Raw genomic sequence first — 16994 nt, forward strand, 5'->3', positions numbered from 1 at the left:
GTAGAAAGGGAGAACCAAGCATGAGTGAGTATATTTTGGAGATGCAGCACATCACAAAAACCTTTCCCGGTGTGAAAGCACTGAATGATGTATCTCTCAAACTCCGCCCGGGTACCGTGCATGCCCTGATGGGTGAAAACGGCGCCGGGAAATCGACATTGATGAAGTGCCTTTTTGGTATTTATACACAAGACGAAGGGACCATCGTTTTGAACGGTGAGCCCGTGACTATCTCCGATTCGCGGACGGCGCTGGACATGGGCATCTCCATGATTCATCAGGAGCTGTACCCGGTATTGCAGCGCAATGTAATGGAAAATTTATGGCTCGGACGCTTTCCGGTAAAGCGCTTCGGCCCGTTATCCTTTGTGGATCATAAAAAGATGAAGGAAGATACGATGAAGCTATTCGAGGAAATCGACGTGGACATCGACCCGGAGGAACTGGCCGGTCATCTGTCGGTATCGAAGCTGCAAAGTATCGAGATTGCCAAAGCCGTGTCTCACAAGGCGCGGATTATCGTTATGGATGAACCCACCTCGTCGCTGACCAGCGATGAAGTAGAGCACCTGTTCAAGATCATTAACAATCTGAAAGCCAAAGGTGTGGCCATCATCTATATTTCTCATAAAATGGAAGAAATCCTCCGCATAGCCGATGAAGTGACGATTATGCGCGACGGTAACTATATAGGTACCTGGCCGTCTGAAGAATTGACGACGGACTTAATTATTAAACGCATGGTAGGCCGTGAAATGACGCAGCTGTTCCCGGAGAAAACGAATACCCCCGGCGAGGAGCTGCTCCGCGCGGAAGGGCTGACATCGGTGCGGGAGAACTCCTTTAAGGATGTGAGCTTTACCTTGCGCAAAGGGGAAATTCTCGGCGTCGGCGGCCTCGTAGGGGCGCAGCGCACAGAGGTCATCGAAGCCTTGTTCGGCCTGCGCCATTTAGCGAAGGGAAAGATTTTCTTACACGGCAAGGAGATTACCATCAAAAGCCCGCGGGATGCGAAGAAGCATCGCATTGCCCTTCTTACGGAAGAACGACGGGCCACGGGTATTTTCCCCATGCTGAACATCGTGGACAACAATACGATGGCATCCATGAAAAAATACCGCAACAAGGCGGGGCTCCTTAACGATCGGCTTCGCGAGCTGGATACGAAGGACGGCGTGTCGTCGCTGCGCATCAAAACGCCGGATACGCATACGCGCATTCAATCCTTGTCCGGCGGCAATCAGCAGAAGGTGTTGATTTCGCGGTGGCTGAACACGGAGCCGGATATTTTACTGTTAGATGAACCTACGCGCGGTATTGATGTAGGGGCTAAGTACGAAATTTACACGATTATCAATCGATTGGCCAGCGAAGGGAAAAGCGTGATTATGATTTCCTCGGAAATGGCGGAGCTCCTCGGCATGAGCGATCGCATCATGGTCATGAGTAACGGCCTGATGGAAGGCATTATCGATGCGTCGGAAGCTACCGAGGAACGCATCATGGAGCTGGCTACAGCCGGTCTGGTATAGGAGGGTTAGCATGAACGGCAAAAGTATAAGTAAGTTTATGACGCAAAACGCGATTTATATCGTACTTGTCGTCCTCGTTGCGGCTATTTCCATATATAGCCCGAATTTCTTGTCCTTCACCAGTATGAGGGATATTTTGATTCAGTCGTCACCGCGTGTGATCATTGCCTTGGGATCGGCGATGATTTTGATTACCGCCGGCTGTGACCTGTCCGCCGGTCGCGTCGTAGGGCTTACGGCAGTGGTCTCCGCATCGCTGTCGCAGATGCCGAACTATCCGCATCCGTTCTTTGAACAGGTGCCGGACTTACCGCTGATTTTACCGATTCTGATTGCCATCGGCGTCGGCGCTTTGGTAGGACTCGTGTCCGGTCTTATCGTGGCGTATTTAAAAATTGTTCCTTTCATCGCCACCTTGGGCACCATGGTTATGACTTATGGCGTATGTTCGTTGTACTTTGACATGCCGCCCAATAATTCGCAGCCTATCGGCGGTCTTCGTCCGGAATTTACCGCCATCGGTACGGGCGCTATCGACCTCGGTGTTATTTCCATACCGTACATCGTCATTATCGCCGCAGTGATCGCCCTCATTATGTATGTGGTGTATAACAAGACGGTGCTGGGGAAAAACATGTTCGCCATCGGCGGCAATCCGCAGGCGGCGGTGGTATCCGGGATTAACGTAGCCACCACGCTCATCTGCATTTATGTGTTGGCCGGAGCCTTGTACGGCGTTGGCGGTATTTTGGAAGCAGCGCGCACCGGCGGTGCCACCAATAACTACGGTAACATGTACGAGCTCGATGCCATCGCCGCAGCCGTTGTAGGCGGCGTATCCGTTACCGGTGGTATCGGTACCGTGCCTGGGATCATCGCAGGCGTGCTTATTTTTACGGTAATCAACTACGGTCTTACCTTCGTGGGGATGGGGCCGTATTGGCAGCTTATTATTAAAGGGCTGATTATCGTAGTGGCGGTAGCGTTTGACGTGCGTAAGTATTTGGCGCGCAAGTAAAATAAATATAGTAAGAAGACAACAGCCGACATGGTGTGCTAGGAAGCCTGCTGACGCAAAGGCATTCTATGCACACCATGTCGGCTGTTTTGTTTAGGCTAATTTATTCCGTTGCGCGCCGTCTACTTGCGCGCGGTAAATGCGGGGAAGGGGAAGCCTGCTGACGCAAAGGCGTTCTACACACACTGTGCCATCTTTTTTTATACCATTTACTTGCAGCCGACAAAGGGAGAGAGGGAGGCTGCTGCGCGCCGTCTGCTTATGCACGGCAAATGCGGGAAGGGGGAGAGAGGGGAAGTCTGCTGACGCAAAGGCGAATAAAGGAAAAGCATCCAGCGATAGTTTTACTATCGGGTCTTGTAAAGAAGATCCGGGGTAGCTATCGTTGGGTGCTTTTTTGTGTGAACGAGTGATGGATGCATGACAGAGGAAGGTGTAACGAGTGTATGGCACATGAAGGTGTAACGAGTGTATGGTACACGGCGTTGTAATGGATGTATGGTGCATGAAATATCGATGAATATTTTGCCAATAAAAATAAAATGATGCGTAGCAAAAGAATGTTTTAAAAGAGCATCTTAAAAAATATTTCAAAAAAATAAATTTTTTTTGAAAATGTGTTTACAAGTTTACATCTGCTGGATGGTAATAAGTGAGGGGGAGAGGACCTAATTCATTTAGAGGAGGTATTTGTCCATGAATTTCATTGAGGAATTTAAAAAATTTGAGAATTGGTTGTTGGTGCATCCCAATGTATCGCCGTCAGCTAGGCTGGTTTGGCATTCGCTGCTTCATTACAACAATCTGTGCGGGTGGAAAGAGGAATTTGACTTATCCATGTCCGCCTTGCAGCTGAGCACGGGGCTTTCAGCGCCGACCATTCGCAAAGCCAGAGAGCAGTTACGCCTCATGGGGCGCATTGCGTATAGAAAGGGAAGTATGGACCACTCGGCAGTATATCGGCTCAGCCCGCTGGCCAGCTTTGGGGCCGCGTCGTCGGCGAAGGAACGGGCGATGGATGAGACTGCGGGGAAGGACGATTCTGAAAGAACTACCCAAAGGGCGCATGAAAGATCCAAGGAAAGCTCCAAGGAAAGCTCCAATGAAAGAACCGCTGAAGGAACCAATAAGGAAGCCGATACAAGAACCGATGAAAGAGCTTGCGAAAGCGTGAGCGAAACGAAGGACGAAAGACCTAAGGAAACGGCCATGGAAAGTACCATGGAAAGCACCATAGAAAGCCCTATGGAAAGCACCATGGAAAGTACTACGGAAAGCACCATGGAAAGCCCCATGGAAAGCCCTATGGAAAGAACGGAGGAAAAAAGTGACGCAACTTTTTTAGCTAAACCTAAACAAGACAATACAAGACAATCTATCTCTAAAGAAAGTGTAAAGAAAGGTAGCGATGGTGTTCTTGGACAACCAACAGAACAACCAACGAATGAAGATGCTGTCGTTGAACAACCAACGAATAGAGAAGCTACGGTTGAACAGCCGACGAAAGTAACCTCTGTTGAGCCATTGGTTAACGAGAACAGCAAGCAACCAACGGACAAGAGTAGCAAGCAATCAACCGACAAGAGCAGTACGCAATCCGCTGACGAGGACAAGCCCTTTGTGCCGCCAACGATAGAGATGGTGCGGGACTACTGCAAGGAGAAGGGCTATCATGTGGATCCGGAGATTTTCATGGCCTATTACGATTCCAAAGGCTGGGTAGTCGGCAAGGGGCCGATGAAGAGCTGGACTCGTGCCGTGGCGTACTGGGAACATTTGGACAAGAAGCGAGCCGCGGAAGCCAAGGAGCGGCAACGTCGCTATCGCCAACATAGCTATGGCACAAAGACGGACAGCTATCGAACGAACGGACAAGGGCAGACCTCTTCGTCTGCGCCGGTGCGCAAATATCATTACGAGTAAGACGAATGGCAAGCAGCGAAGCCATCAAATACATGACGTCGGCAAAGCGATACGGCGAATGACCGACAGTGAAGTCATACGGCGAATGACCGATAGTGAAGTCATACGGCAGACGGCGGTCAATACAGAAGTACCACCGAAGGAATGTCGGCACATAGGTACGGTAATGACGGTTAGCGAAGATTAGCGAAGAGAAAACCAAAGGAACGCTAACCGGTGGAAATGAAATCAACGGAGATGAAACCAATGAAGATAGAACCGATGCAACATATTTTGACAACGGCAGGTGCCATGGGTACGGGGGCGATGCCCGACGATAAGGGAATGGCGGATATATTTGCGAACGCGAAGAAGCGTATTGAAGAAGCCTTGGCCCGTGAGCATGTGGTACTGGACGAAGCGGTGGCGAAGAACGACAACTACTTTTTGCGCCTTTTGGAATTTGCGGAAAGCAACGAGCATTGTACCTTTCACTGTCCGGGGCGCACGCACTGTGACAGCGCCATTAAGGGCTACACCGCGCGGATGGATGCTCATGGCTACATTTCGTATTGCAAGTGCAAGGCCGGCGATACGTATTGGGATATTTTTTCCACGTCCCAAACGAAGGCCTCCCATATTCCTGCGTTGTACCGACAGATGACACTGGCCAATTACAAGGAAACGGAGGACAACAAAAAGGCCCTGCGCTATGCGAAGGAGCTGTTGGCACAAGGCACGGCGGGGAAAGGGCTCTTCTTAACGGGCACTACGGGGACCGGAAAAACGCACTTGGCGGTGGCTACCTTGCAGGCGTGGATCGAGAACGGGCACAGCGGAGCCTTTTGCACGGTGCCGCTGTTGGTGGATCAGTTACGGGCGTGTATGGACGGAAACGACGGAAAGTCGGTGTATATGGATCGCTTGGCACGGGTGGATTTGTTGGTGCTTGACGACTTCGGCGCGGAGTACAGCACGGACTGGGTGCGGTCGCAGATGTGGCTCATCATCAATGCGCGCTATGCGGAGCATAAGCCGTTTATCATCACTTCCAATTTGCGACTGGAAGACATAGAAGCCGGTGGCGGTGTCCAGGGACAGCGCATTTGCAGCCGCATTGCCGGGCATTGTCATGTGTTGGAGCTGGGCGGTGCGGACAGACGGGTGACACCGTTGTTTTAGGTGAGGCCGACGGTCGTCTGTCGATGGCGATGATTGCCTTGGTCAATCGCTAAGGTAATCATTGCCGGTCAATCGTTAAGGTAATCACCACCGGCCAATCGCTAAGGTAATCATTGCCGATAGCTGGAGGATTACCATTGATTGGTGATTACAACATTCATCATGATTTAATTGCGATTATGCTATAAAATGACATGTATGCATTGATGAAAAAAATAAATTATGAAAAAAATAATTTTTTTTGAAAATGCGTTTACAAGTTTACATCTGCTGGATGGTAATAAGTGAGGGGGAGAGAGCAAAAAAAAAGAAGAGCCCGTCGGTGGGGGAAAAAGAAGGGCCAATCTGTCGGCGGAAACGACGATGCAATCAGTCGAAAGAACGACGATTCAATCCGTCGGCAGAAAGACAATCCGGTCAGTCGGTAACAAGGAGATGATGCTGTGAAGTCAAATCACGGAAACGTGTTGCATAGTAATGTTGTAAGTTTGGATAGGAGCGTTAGCGAAGACAATGAAATCATCTGACAAAAAAGAAATGAATGTGCAGTTTGTTATTAATACGCAGGAAGAAGAAGCTACATGGGATGCGGCCACGACACGGGACAGTGACATTCCGTGGGGCGCGGATACGCTATGGGCGTATGTTAGCGTACAAGATGGGGCTATACCGGCCGTTGAGAATCTATGCAACACCCATAATCGCTGGGAAGCCATTGATAAACGAGATAATCGCTTGGTAGCGCTGGCGCAAGCCGGTGATACGGACGCCATGGCAGAGCTGTTTAGATTGTACGCGCCGATGATTGCCAAATACGACAACGACAGGCATCTGGCCGGACATGGACTGGATGTGATTGATATATTATGGATTGCTCTGGTAAGGGCGATTTATACCTATGATTTGGACGGTAACATCCCCTTTACCTGTCACCTGAACAATAAACTTTCCTTTTCGGAAATCGGCGCGGCCCGCGATCTTTACCGCTTATGGAAGCGGGAGAGGTTCTTTCCGAACGGGGAGATTACGGAGGCCATCGCGTCCTTTGACAACGAGGCCTTTGATGTGATTGAGGCGGAAACGACTGTATTGCGGCGGTTGCAATATGAAAAGGTGGACAGCATTGTGGAGCAATTACCTGAGAAGGATAAGAAGATTATTCTCGGCATTTATTTTGAAGGACTGTCCATGACAGAGCTGGCCCATCGCATGGGAATCAGTCGTCAGGCAGTGAGCCAACACCATGCGCGGTGTAAGAAAAAGCTTCGCTATTTATTGCTGGAAACGAAACTTTTTTAAAATAGGCGTTTACAAGTTTACATCTGCCGGATGGTAATAAGTGAGGGGGTGATGACAAAACGAAAACGGCTCAGCGTTGGTTACGAAAAGGAGATGGTCAGGGGGCGTTATAAAGGGAACCGGTCAGGGCCGTTTACAAAAGGAACGGTCAAAGGCCGCTTGCCAAAGGGAACGTATACGACGTTGCGTACGGAAAGGAGGTGAGTGCCGATGAAGTGGTTACGGAATATCGGTCACAGAAGGAGGTAGGCAGTGATAATCGGTACGGCCCGGCGAGGCCGTTTACGTACGTTTAGAATTGTGAGTAGTGTAAAGGTACGGCAAGGACAATGCCAATGACGATGCTGATGCCAATGACGATAGCAATGGTAATGCCGATAACGATGGCAATGTCAGAGTAATGCCGTACAGGGATGAAAAGGAGATTATACATATGATTAGTACACACCATAAAATTACCGACGTGATTAAAATGAATTTTACCGACGAAACGACGAAGATGTCTTTAAGCGTGCCTATCAGCGCACCTAAGGAAGGTCTTACCTTAGAAGAGGTGGACGAAGTGGGTCGCTTTATTGCCATGGGCGGCTTTTTTGTCGATGCGGCCGGTCATGTGGCGACTCGTTATATTTGTGCCCACAAAGAGCATACGACGGTAGAGGAAATGAAATAATCCACGGGATTATCGTTGGCGTTACATTCTGTGAGAGAAAACGGGTGATACTATGACAATAAAAGAGTGGGTTAAGCTGCTGGTGGAAGTAGTAGCCACCGTGGTTTTGAAAAAATTATAGTTTGTATGTGGTTGAATCGTGTGTAATACAGGATAAGGAGCGATACGTATGAGTGAAGATATGTTGCGTATGATGGATGAAAACGAAGAAGCAAAAGCCAGTGAAGCGAAAGCGGTCGAAGACGGCGGAGTCGAAGCGAACGAAGCCGAAGCAGGTGAAGCAAAAGCAGCCGAAGTTAGCGAAGACGAAGCAGGTGAAGCAAAAGTAGCCGAAGTTAGCGAAGACGAAGCCAACGAAATCACCCGTGTGATGGCCGGCGGTGCACCTACGGAACCTGCGGCGGCAGACAGCGGTGCCACCGAAGACGGCGTACACGGCGAAGGTGATGAAGGCGTGCATGCCGATGCGGACAGCGATGGCGCGGCGCTTGATGATCTCGATGATGGCAATGAAGACGAAGAAGAACGCGGCCCGATTTGGGATGCCATGGTGCAGACAACGAAGCTGCAGCTGCGCTTGAATGAAGACATTGCAGGAGCCACCAAGGTCAAGCTTTACCTTCAACGGCATTGTGCCGAATAAGACCGATGACGAATTGAATGTGCTCAGCGATAAGCTGGCGTCGTTGTTTGCCTATCCGTCCGTAGGCTTTGTGCGTATTGATACGAAGACCTATAAGCCGGGTAACCCGTTGCTGTAACAATCAGGCCATCCGTTGTTGTAACCAGTGGAGGCACGTATGGCTGCACCAAGCCGAGTCACGTATGGCGACACGCCATACGTGCCCTGCTGTATGATCACAGTGCCGATGACTGTCGGGCCGTTGTGCCCGGCAGTATCGGTTACCGTGTTTTATTTAATTTTGTTTAATTTAAGTTAATACCTCTCGATGCATAACACATAAAAGGCGATGCCCTGTACTGCAGCGATCCTATTCGATGAATCCGACGCTGGGAGATGGGGCGTCGCCTTTTTTGTATTGGTATATAACGGTGTCCTAGAAAATCCTTGCCATTGTATATTTTAAGAAGTATTCCGTGATGAAATTAGACAGCTAGCAAATTTAGAGGTCGTTGATTTCATATTGTGAATTATACATATAAAAAAAAGTTATAATAACGAAACGTTATTAGTTTTAGAGTAGAATTTATGATACAAAATAGGAGAAGTTGAATGATGAGATATATTTTCTAGTTGTGTATATACGATGTATTCTTGGATATATAAGATCTATGGGGTATATCGAATGAGTGTATGTGTAGAGGACGTAAGTTTATTTGTTGGGCATTGATTAGGTAGAGGTAAAGTAAGCATATGGGAAAAAAACGAATATCTGTAGGAACATTTATAGCAATGGTGTTAGGCACGGGTTGTTTGGGAATAAGTAGTGTACAGGCCATGAATGAAACTGCTGATGGATATAATGAGTACGCATTAAATCCGGTAGTGGTAACGGCGACAAAGTCTGAGCAACAATGGATGCAGGTTCCTCAAGATGTGCAAGTCGTATCAGGAAAGGATATTAAGGAGCGTAATATTAAAACAGTAGCTGAAGCAATTCAATACTTGCCTGGGGTGTATATGAACCAAAAGGCGGTAGGCGATGTACAGATACAGGGATTTGAGGGTTCTAATGTATTAGTTATGTTAGATGGAGTCGCTGTTAATAATACGTATGATGGAACCACGAACTGGGCAATGCTTCCTATCGGCACCATCAAGAAAATTGAGTTGGTTAAGGGTGCAGGCTCATCTTTGTGGGGCGGTCATGCTGTAGGGGCGGTTATTAACATTACTACCCAGGATACGGCTCCGACTGAAAAAGGACATGCCAATATATCTGGACGCTTGGGTTATGGCTCTCATAATACCTGGAATAGAGAACTGGCGATTGATGGCCGGATCAATGATAAGGTGACGGCAGGAATCAGTTATGCAAAACGAAGTACATCGGGATATCCTGGGTATTACTATACAGCAAAGGCTAGCAAGGGAAAAGGAGCTATTGCCCTAGATAATGAACTGCCTAAAACATCAGATGGAAAGTATATATTGGGTGGTCGAGGTAAAAAGGAATGGACTACAGAAAATATAGGTGCTTGGATTAAGTACCAATTAGATGAGAGTAAGAGCGTTAAATATACATATCAGCATATGGATTACAGCTACCGGTATAAGGGTCCCTTTAGCTATGCGATACATGATGGCAAAGAGATTTTTTCCGGTAAACTTCGTGTAGATCCAACACATACTGTAAATAGCCAAATTAGTACATACTTAGGATATGATGGTCAGACAGCATCAGATATGCATCATTTGTCTTACGGAGACATAAAGAATAAGCTTAATATATCTTTAGGTTATGTAGATACCTATGCTAATGGCTTTAGTTCGGCTGATAAAAAGGCAACTACGATTAGTTGGGATGGAGCCGGTGAATTTTCTAGTTATCCCGGCAAAGCGTATGACGCGGACATTAATAAAGTATGGGACTTAGGTAGGCATAGCTTGACGGTGGGCTTTAATTACAGGCAAGAATCATTTGATCAAGAAAGAAGTACATTACTGCATTGGCGCGACCATGATTCGCGTGATATGAATGTGGGCAAGGATGGTGTATTTGCGGCATTTGGCGGAAAATCTAAAAATACGGCCTTGTATGTACAGGATGAATACGATATTAATGATGATTGGACTGTGTATGCTGGAGCTAGATGGGATTATTATAAAAAATTAGACGGCTATGCACATTACTATGATAATAAACATAAAAGTAATGATTTTGGAGGCGAGTCGTTTAGTGAAGTTAGCCCTAAGGTAGCTGTTCAGTATAACCTTGATGATACTTCTTCAATATATGCTTCGTACGGTCACTCCTTCAATCCGCCTACATTATACAAGGTATATCGCTATGGTGGTGGAGGTATGGGGGATGTTATTCCTAATCCGGGACTCAAACCGGAAACATCAGATACATTTGAATTGGGATATAAGAAAATCATTGGTACTAAAACAGCTTTGACAGCTACTTATTTTAATGTACACACCGATGATACAATTCAATATGTAACTCATTATGATGGAGCGGATACAACAAAGGCGTTGTTCAAGCGCTATGAAAACGTAGGCAAGTCTAAGAAAAATGGGATTGAGTTGGCTGTACAACATGCTTTTAATGATAAATGGTCGGGGTATTTGAATTATACATGGCAAGAGGCAAAAATAACCGGTAAATCAATAACTGATACAAACTTTACTGACGATACTACAGTGAGAGACTATACAGTTCCTAAACATATATTGCACAGCGGCGTGCAGTATAAAGTAGGAAAATTAGCTACTGTTTTAGATATGCAGTATATCAGTGATAGGCAGGCTCCAGATAAGGTAACCGGCGAATATGGATCGGAAGATTCCTATGTACTGTTCAATATGGCGATGAATTATAAATTAAATGAAGTATTGGGTATACAGTTTGCCGTTAATAATATATTTGATCGGCAGTTTTATAACTCAGAAGCTACAGATGGGCGTAGCTACCATTTGAATTTGGATTTTAAATTTTAGTTACTTTGTTCTACGGCAGAACAAAGGGAGGGGCAGTCGACGTTGACGTATGAGCGAAGACTGCTCTTTTTGTATTAGATATAGAGGTGACGTGATCATGGATTTTGGTATTTTAGTAAAGGGTGGCATCGTTATGATTCCTTTGTTGGCGTGCTCCCTGGTTTCGATGGCAATCTTATTTGAACGCATGTATTTTTATAAAAAGTGCCACACGGATATATCTACATTGCGGAAGGCTATGACTCAGTATATACCACAAAAGAACTGGACGGCATTACAAGGTAGTTGCGATATGGTGGGAGGTAAAGCAGCTGAGATGGTAGGAGAGGCCCTTCTCCATGATAAGGCTATTGATGTACAGGAAAAGTTTGTAGATATGAAAGGAGCGGCTATTGCCGGCGAGTTACAAAACTACTTGAGCTACTTGTCGACTATTGTTACCTTGGCACCGCTGATGGGATTATTAGGTACTGTGACCGGTATGATTAGTTCATTTAACGTACTGGCAACAGCAGAGGGGCAACCGTTTGCGATTACGGGGGGTGTCAGTGAGGCATTAATTGCTACGGCTACAGGTTTATGTGTAGCCATTATTGCATTGGTTATTCATACGTATCTCAAGCAACGACAAAATAGCTTGCTCGATGAGATTGAAGAAGTGGGAGCGTTATATATATTAACGCTGGTAGGTGATCGACATGAAGCTTAGACCGCGGCGAGACAATGAATCTCCACAACTGATGATTATTCCAATGATTGATATTATTTTTTTCTTATTGGTGTTTTTTATGATGAGCATGCTATCCATGGTAGTACAAAAATCAATTCCTGTAGTGTTACCAGTTACGCAATCAGCAAAGCTTGATGTAGAGCGTAAGGTTCCAGTAACAGTGACTGCAGATGGTCATGTATATGTGGAACAAGAGGGGATGAACTTGGATGTATTCGTTCGTCGCATGCAACTGGAAAAGACTCGAAATGAGAAGGTTATTATCATATTAAGGGCAGATAAGAATGTGTCTTATGGTGCAGTTGTAGCGGTACTGGATACATTGAAAAAGGTAGGACTTAAAAATGTGTCGATTGCCACAGAACAGTAAAAGGAGGAGCCGATTATGTGTGAACGCAAGCGATGGCAACGAGCGTACATAGCATCCTTAGCGGTAAATACGATATTAATCGGGTGTGGAGCATGGTATTTAACTATAGCCCATGAAGTGGTGATGCCCTCTTCGGAACCGATAGAAGTAACTATAACCGATGCGGGGGGAGGAGGCTCCTTGGAAAGTAATGGAAAGAATGCAGTTGGTCCAGCTATTTCTGTGCCTAGATCAAGTAAAGTAGTAATTCCACCGACGCCCACCTCTCTGTCAGAAGCAGAGGCTATGGTGCAAGAGTCGGTAAAAACCGTAGAAATGAATACTTCTACTCACATGTCGGTAGGAGATTTTAATGAGAGCGCTGTTGGCAATGGAGGAGAAGATGGCACAGGGGGATCTGGTGCAGGTGCCGGTGTAGGTAGTGGTATAGGCAACGGTGATGGTAATGGTGGTGGCACCGGTGACGGTAACGGACCGGGTAGTGGCGGCTCCAGCGACGGGGGTGGGGAAGACAGTGATGACTCGGTACATGATGTTGGTAGTTTGATGCCACTACATACAGTGGCCCCGATATATCCTGAACGTCTTCGAAAGCGAGGTATAAGCGGGCAGACTGTAGTTTGCCGCTTAGTAGTAGAACGAGATGGTTCCGTCAGTTCGGTATCTGTGATTAGTAGCTCTGGATATGGTGCTATGGATAGAGCTGCGGTTAATGCATTATATCAATGGACGTTTTCACCGGTGATTATTGGAGGACACGCGGTTCGTGTGACAGCGGTGCAGCCGGTTACGTTCCGGTTGCAGTGAGGATGATGAGATGATAGTTATCCGGCGAAGATATTTTTATTATGTTGTTTTAGGGTTGTCTGCTTTGGCTTTTTTTATATGTGTGATGGGGTGTGGACTGAACATACAACCAAAATTAACGGAGCCTACGCGTATTCTTATTGATGATCAGGGCTGTCGGGTGGAAGTACCAGAACATCCACAGCGGATTCTATCAATGACATCAGCATTTGATACGATTTTACTGGACATTGTGTCACCTCAGCGCATAGTGGCGATAGGATCGTTGGCTACCTATGAAGACTACTCTTTGTCGTGGCAAAAAGCGAGGCAGGTACCTATTGTATTGCGGGAATATAATTTAGAACGCATAGTGGCATTGCACCCGGATGTTGTTATTGTACCGGATTATTATAGCAAAGATACAGTAGATGGGCTGCGGGGTGCAGGTATTCCTACTGTAGTTATTCATACGGACACAACAGTAGAGTATGTACCACAGCTTATTCAGCGTTTAGCAGATGTTGTTAATGAGCCAAAACAGGGAAAAAAATTAGTTGATATTATCAATCAAGATTTAGATATCGTGAAAAAGAAAGCAGATAGAATTGCTAGGGATGATGAACGTTCTGCTATTTTCTTATCTACGATGAGTGGCTATACGGGCACAGGCAGTCTGTTTGATCATATGTGTACATATATGCATATTAAACACCCTCCATCAGAGTTACATTATCCTTCAAGGATACCGTTTACGGATGAACGCATTGTTGAGATGAATCCTGATTTTGTATTTGTGCCGGTGTATCGAGAAAAAGACTATCGCATGGTGAAACAGTTTTACGAGGATCCGGCGTATTCTGGGATGAAGGCAGTTCGAGATAAGCGAGTGCTTCCCATGAAGTCAGCATATCTGTATACGGGGAATCAATATATAGGTAAGGTTATGTTAACTATAATGAATGTTGTTTATCCAGAGCTATAGTTTGTAATGGATGAAGAAAGGTGAGATATGATGCACCAATTACAGAAAGTGTATGGATACGGGTTAGGTCTTGTCATAGCATTTGTAATATTATTTGTCGTATCTATTCACATGGGAACAATTACGATACCTATAAATGGAGCCATTGACGAAATTACGCGTGCTATAGGGTTCGTCAATGGAATCGGTGCACCACTTGACGATAATCAAAGAGCTGTTTTTTGGTTTATCAGGTTACCACGTTTACTGGTGGGTGTCTTGGTGGGCAGTGCTTTAGCGACAGCTGGAGCGGTTATGCAAGGTGTATTCGCTAATCCGCTTGCCGATCCCGGTGTTGTTGGCGTTTCATCAGGGGCTTCTTTAGGTGCCGTGATTGCCATTGCATTAGGGCTTACATCCGTGAGTATGTTTTATATGCCTTTGTTTGCGTTCGGAGGAGCCTTTGGTGCCGTTGTATTAATTGTAGGTCTTGCCATGAGGGATAATAAAGTGCAACCGATTACGTTACTATTATCCGGTGTAGCGGTAAGTTTATTTTTAGGGGCATTAACATCAGGACTACTGACATTTATGAATGAATACCGTTTACGGGAATTTCTGTTTTGGATGGTGGGAGGTCTCGATTATCGACGATGGGAGCATGTGGTCATTGCCATCGGTCCGATTATAGTAGGTATCAGCGTATTATTTATGCTGGCACGACACTTAAATGTATTAGTGTTAGGTGATGTAGAGGCAAGGGCACTGGGACAATCAGTAATGTTCTATCGCTTACTATTCCTTAGTATTGCTTCCGTAATCACGGCTACCGCAGTATGCGTCAGCGGCTTTGTTGGCTTTGTCGGTTTGGTGGTTCCTCATATTATGCGTATTCTGGTAGGTCCCGATCACCGAAGTCTACTACCACTGTCCGCACTGGCAGGAGCGGTATTCCTAGTCTTTTGCGATACGTTGGGGCGTGTTATATTAACACCTATCGAAATTCGATTAGGTATTATGACGGCGCTGGTAGGAGCTCCGTATTTCTTGTTTTTATTGCGTAGATTGCGGGCAGAAGGAGGCATTTAATATGACTGTCATGGAAGCGAAGAACGTGTCTGTGTCTGTGCAGGATAGGAGTATTCTTACAAAGTGTTCGCTCACCGTTGGCAGAGGTGAATTTATTGGCATTATAGGACCTAACGGATCAGGAAAAACGACGTTTTTAAAGTCGTTACGGGGCATCCAACCCATTAGCCAAGGACAGATTTTTTTGTATGACCATCTATTGACTCAAATGACAGATAAAACTATCGCACGGCAAGTGGCATACATGCAACAATCGGTAAAAGTGGGCTTTGGTTATAGCGTGAAGGATATTGTCATGACGGCGCGGTATCCGTATATAGCATGGTGGCAAAATAGTACATCAAAAGATAGCCAAATAGTAGAAGAGGCTATGCGGTATACCGGGGTATGGGAGTTGAGAGAAAAGAATATACAAGCTATTAGTGGCGGTGAAAGGCAACGTGTTTTTTTGGCTAAGGCGTTAGCACAGGATACAGATATTTTATTATTGGATGAACCGACAGCTGCACTTGATATTGGCTATGCAGACGATATGTTTCGACATTGTCAAGAATTATGCCATGCAGGTAAGACTATCGTTATAGTAGTCCATGATTTGGAAATGGCTGCCAAATTTTGTAGTCGCCTAGTTTTATTTGCTAATGGTCAGATTGTGGCAGATGGGGAACCGCACATAGTTATGAATGCAAAAAATTTGGGAAAGGCATTCCATATTTCGTCTACTGTTTATGAGGATGCGCTATTCAGACAAAGGAGAATTTATGTATATCCGTATGGTGTACGCATAAGACAGTCGCAACATTTACGCCCGGGGGTACAAATTCCAGAAGAAGCATCCACTATGATTCTTAATGAGTGAGTTATACGTATGGAAGGAGTGGTTACCATGAAAAAGATATATCCTTTTTCAGCAATAGTAGGGCAAGAGGTGATGAAAGAAGCATTGCTGCTTAATGCAATTTCTCCAGAAGTAGGCGGTGTGCTGATAAAAGGGGAAAAAGGGACGGCGAAATCAACGGCAGTGCGCGCCTTAGCCGATATATTGCCTCCCTTATCTGATGCAGAAGAGACATGTATGAAAGTTGTTGAACTTCCTGTTAATGCTACGGAAGATCGAGTGGTAGGGACGATTAATTTAGAGCAAATCTTACAAAAAGGGGAAAAACAATTTGAGCCAGGACTTTTGGCAGAGGCCCATAATAATATTTTGTATGTAGATGAGATTAATTTGTTGGATGATCATGTAGTTGATGTATTGCTGGATGCAGCCGCTATGGGGATTAATACAGTAGAGAGAGAGGGGATTAGCTATTCTCATCCGGCAAGATTTGTGCTAGTAGGGACGATGAATCCGGAAGAAGGCGAGATTCGCCCTCAATTATTAGATCGAATTGGTTTATCTGTAGATGTATATGGAGAAAGAGAGAGTCATAAACGCGTGGAGGTTATTAAGCGACGATTGGCATATGAAGCCAATCCAGATGCGTTCTGCGAGTCATATGAAGCAGAACAGCAGGAATTACGTCATCGTGTTATATTAGCTCGTAAGCGTTTACAGGAGATTTCTGTTACTGATGAGTTATTAGAAGCGATTACGACAATTTCTATTACGCTCAATGTTGATGGACACCGACCAGATATTACCATGTTACATACGGTGCGGGCGATGGCTGCATGGGAGGGTAATGCTGTGGTAACAGAAGAACAATTACTAAGAGCGGCAAGATTAGTGATGCCGCATAGAATGCGACGTAAGCCTTTTGAGGAAACAACGATTGATTGGCAATATGTTGCGGAAGTATTGCAAAGAAAGCAGTAACC

At 45.9% G+C, this 16994-nt stretch carries 19 protein-coding genes; all 19 read left to right on the forward strand.

What is annotated here, in order from left to right; all coding sequences use genetic code 11:
- Positions 1-20 precede the first annotated feature (20 nt).
- The 19 genes from G344_RS0102490 (at position 21) to G344_RS0102565 (ending at position 16992) form a co-directional block, all read left to right on the forward strand.
- Entirely contained in the window at positions 21-1532 is a 1512-nt protein-coding gene (locus G344_RS0102490) for a sugar ABC transporter ATP-binding protein (protein ID WP_028254819.1), read from the forward strand.
- A gap of 10 nt (positions 1533-1542) precedes the next feature.
- Positions 1543-2550 (forward strand): galactose/methyl galactoside ABC transporter permease MglC, encoded by a 1008-nt coding sequence (mglC, locus tag G344_RS0102495; RefSeq protein WP_028254820.1) that lies wholly within the window; start codon positions 1543-1545, stop codon positions 2548-2550.
- Positions 2551-3246: 696 nt separating this feature from the next.
- A complete protein-coding gene (locus G344_RS0102500; protein ID WP_028254821.1) occupies positions 3247-4473 on the forward strand; it encodes a hypothetical protein in 1227 nt (408 codons plus the stop codon).
- 58 nt (positions 4474-4531) lie between these two features.
- Positions 4532-4660, forward strand: coding sequence for a hypothetical protein (locus tag G344_RS12195; RefSeq protein WP_277352581.1), 129 nt, complete (start codon positions 4532-4534; stop codon positions 4658-4660).
- 59 nt (positions 4661-4719) lie between these two features.
- Complete coding sequence (locus G344_RS11375; protein ID WP_051245664.1) at positions 4720-5634, forward strand: ATP-binding protein; 915 nt, start codon at positions 4720-4722, stop codon at positions 5632-5634.
- Positions 5635-6147: 513 nt separating this feature from the next.
- Positions 6148-6933: an RNA polymerase sigma factor gene (locus G344_RS0102510; protein ID WP_028254822.1), complete on the forward strand. Its 786-nt coding sequence runs from the start codon at positions 6148-6150 to the stop codon at positions 6931-6933.
- 51 nt (positions 6934-6984) lie between these two features.
- Positions 6985-7137, forward strand: a complete 153-nt coding sequence (locus G344_RS11885) for a hypothetical protein (RefSeq protein WP_156886135.1) — start codon at positions 6985-6987, stop codon at positions 7135-7137.
- A 229-nt stretch (positions 7138-7366) separates the two neighbouring features.
- The gene (locus G344_RS0102515) at positions 7367-7606 is read left to right on the forward strand and encodes a hypothetical protein (protein ID WP_028254823.1); all 240 of its coding nucleotides are present in this window, start codon (positions 7367-7369) and stop codon (positions 7604-7606) included.
- Between the two features lie 169 nt (positions 7607-7775).
- On the forward strand, positions 7776-8249 hold the full coding sequence (locus tag G344_RS0102520; protein ID WP_028254824.1) for a hypothetical protein: 474 nt from the start codon (positions 7776-7778) through the stop codon (positions 8247-8249).
- Positions 8239-8367, forward strand: a complete 129-nt coding sequence (locus G344_RS12200) for a hypothetical protein (RefSeq protein WP_277352582.1) — start codon at positions 8239-8241, stop codon at positions 8365-8367. The genes G344_RS0102520 and G344_RS12200 overlap by 11 nt, the downstream gene beginning before the upstream one ends.
- Before the next feature lie 39 nt (positions 8368-8406).
- On the forward strand, positions 8407-8547 hold the full coding sequence (locus tag G344_RS11890; protein ID WP_156886136.1) for a hypothetical protein: 141 nt from the start codon (positions 8407-8409) through the stop codon (positions 8545-8547).
- Positions 8548-8981: 434 nt separating this feature from the next.
- Positions 8982-11234, forward strand: coding sequence for a TonB-dependent receptor (locus tag G344_RS0102530; protein ID WP_028254825.1), 2253 nt, complete (start codon positions 8982-8984; stop codon positions 11232-11234).
- Between the two features lie 97 nt (positions 11235-11331).
- A complete protein-coding gene (locus G344_RS0102535; protein ID WP_038154794.1) occupies positions 11332-11943 on the forward strand; it encodes a MotA/TolQ/ExbB proton channel family protein in 612 nt (203 codons plus the stop codon).
- Positions 11933-12334 carry an ExbD/TolR family protein gene (locus tag G344_RS0102540; RefSeq protein WP_028254827.1) on the forward strand — a complete coding sequence of 134 codons (402 nt, stop codon included), beginning with the start codon at positions 11933-11935 and terminating at the stop codon, positions 12332-12334. The genes G344_RS0102535 and G344_RS0102540 overlap by 11 nt, the downstream gene beginning before the upstream one ends.
- Positions 12335-12349: 15 nt before the next feature.
- Entirely contained in the window at positions 12350-13141 is a 792-nt protein-coding gene (locus G344_RS11895) for an energy transducer TonB (RefSeq protein WP_051245666.1), read from the forward strand.
- Positions 13142-13337: 196 nt separating this feature from the next.
- Positions 13338-14105 (forward strand): ABC transporter substrate-binding protein, encoded by a 768-nt coding sequence (locus G344_RS0102550; RefSeq protein ID WP_169718807.1) that lies wholly within the window; start codon positions 13338-13340, stop codon positions 14103-14105.
- 27 nt (positions 14106-14132) lie between these two features.
- Positions 14133-15173, forward strand: a complete 1041-nt coding sequence (locus G344_RS0102555; protein ID WP_028254829.1) for a FecCD family ABC transporter permease — start codon at positions 14133-14135, stop codon at positions 15171-15173.
- Position 15174: 1 nt separating this feature from the next.
- Entirely contained in the window at positions 15175-16032 is an 858-nt protein-coding gene (locus tag G344_RS10500; RefSeq protein ID WP_051245670.1) for an ABC transporter ATP-binding protein, read from the forward strand.
- Positions 16033-16059: 27 nt separating this feature from the next.
- Entirely contained in the window at positions 16060-16992 is a 933-nt protein-coding gene (locus tag G344_RS0102565) for a magnesium chelatase ATPase subunit I (RefSeq protein ID WP_038154798.1), read from the forward strand.
- The last annotated feature ends 2 nt before the right edge of the window (positions 16993-16994 follow it).

It is taken from the genome of Veillonella magna DSM 19857, from assembly GCF_000428745.1.
Lineage (GTDB): Bacteria > Bacillota > Negativicutes > Veillonellales > Veillonellaceae > Veillonella_A > Veillonella_A magna.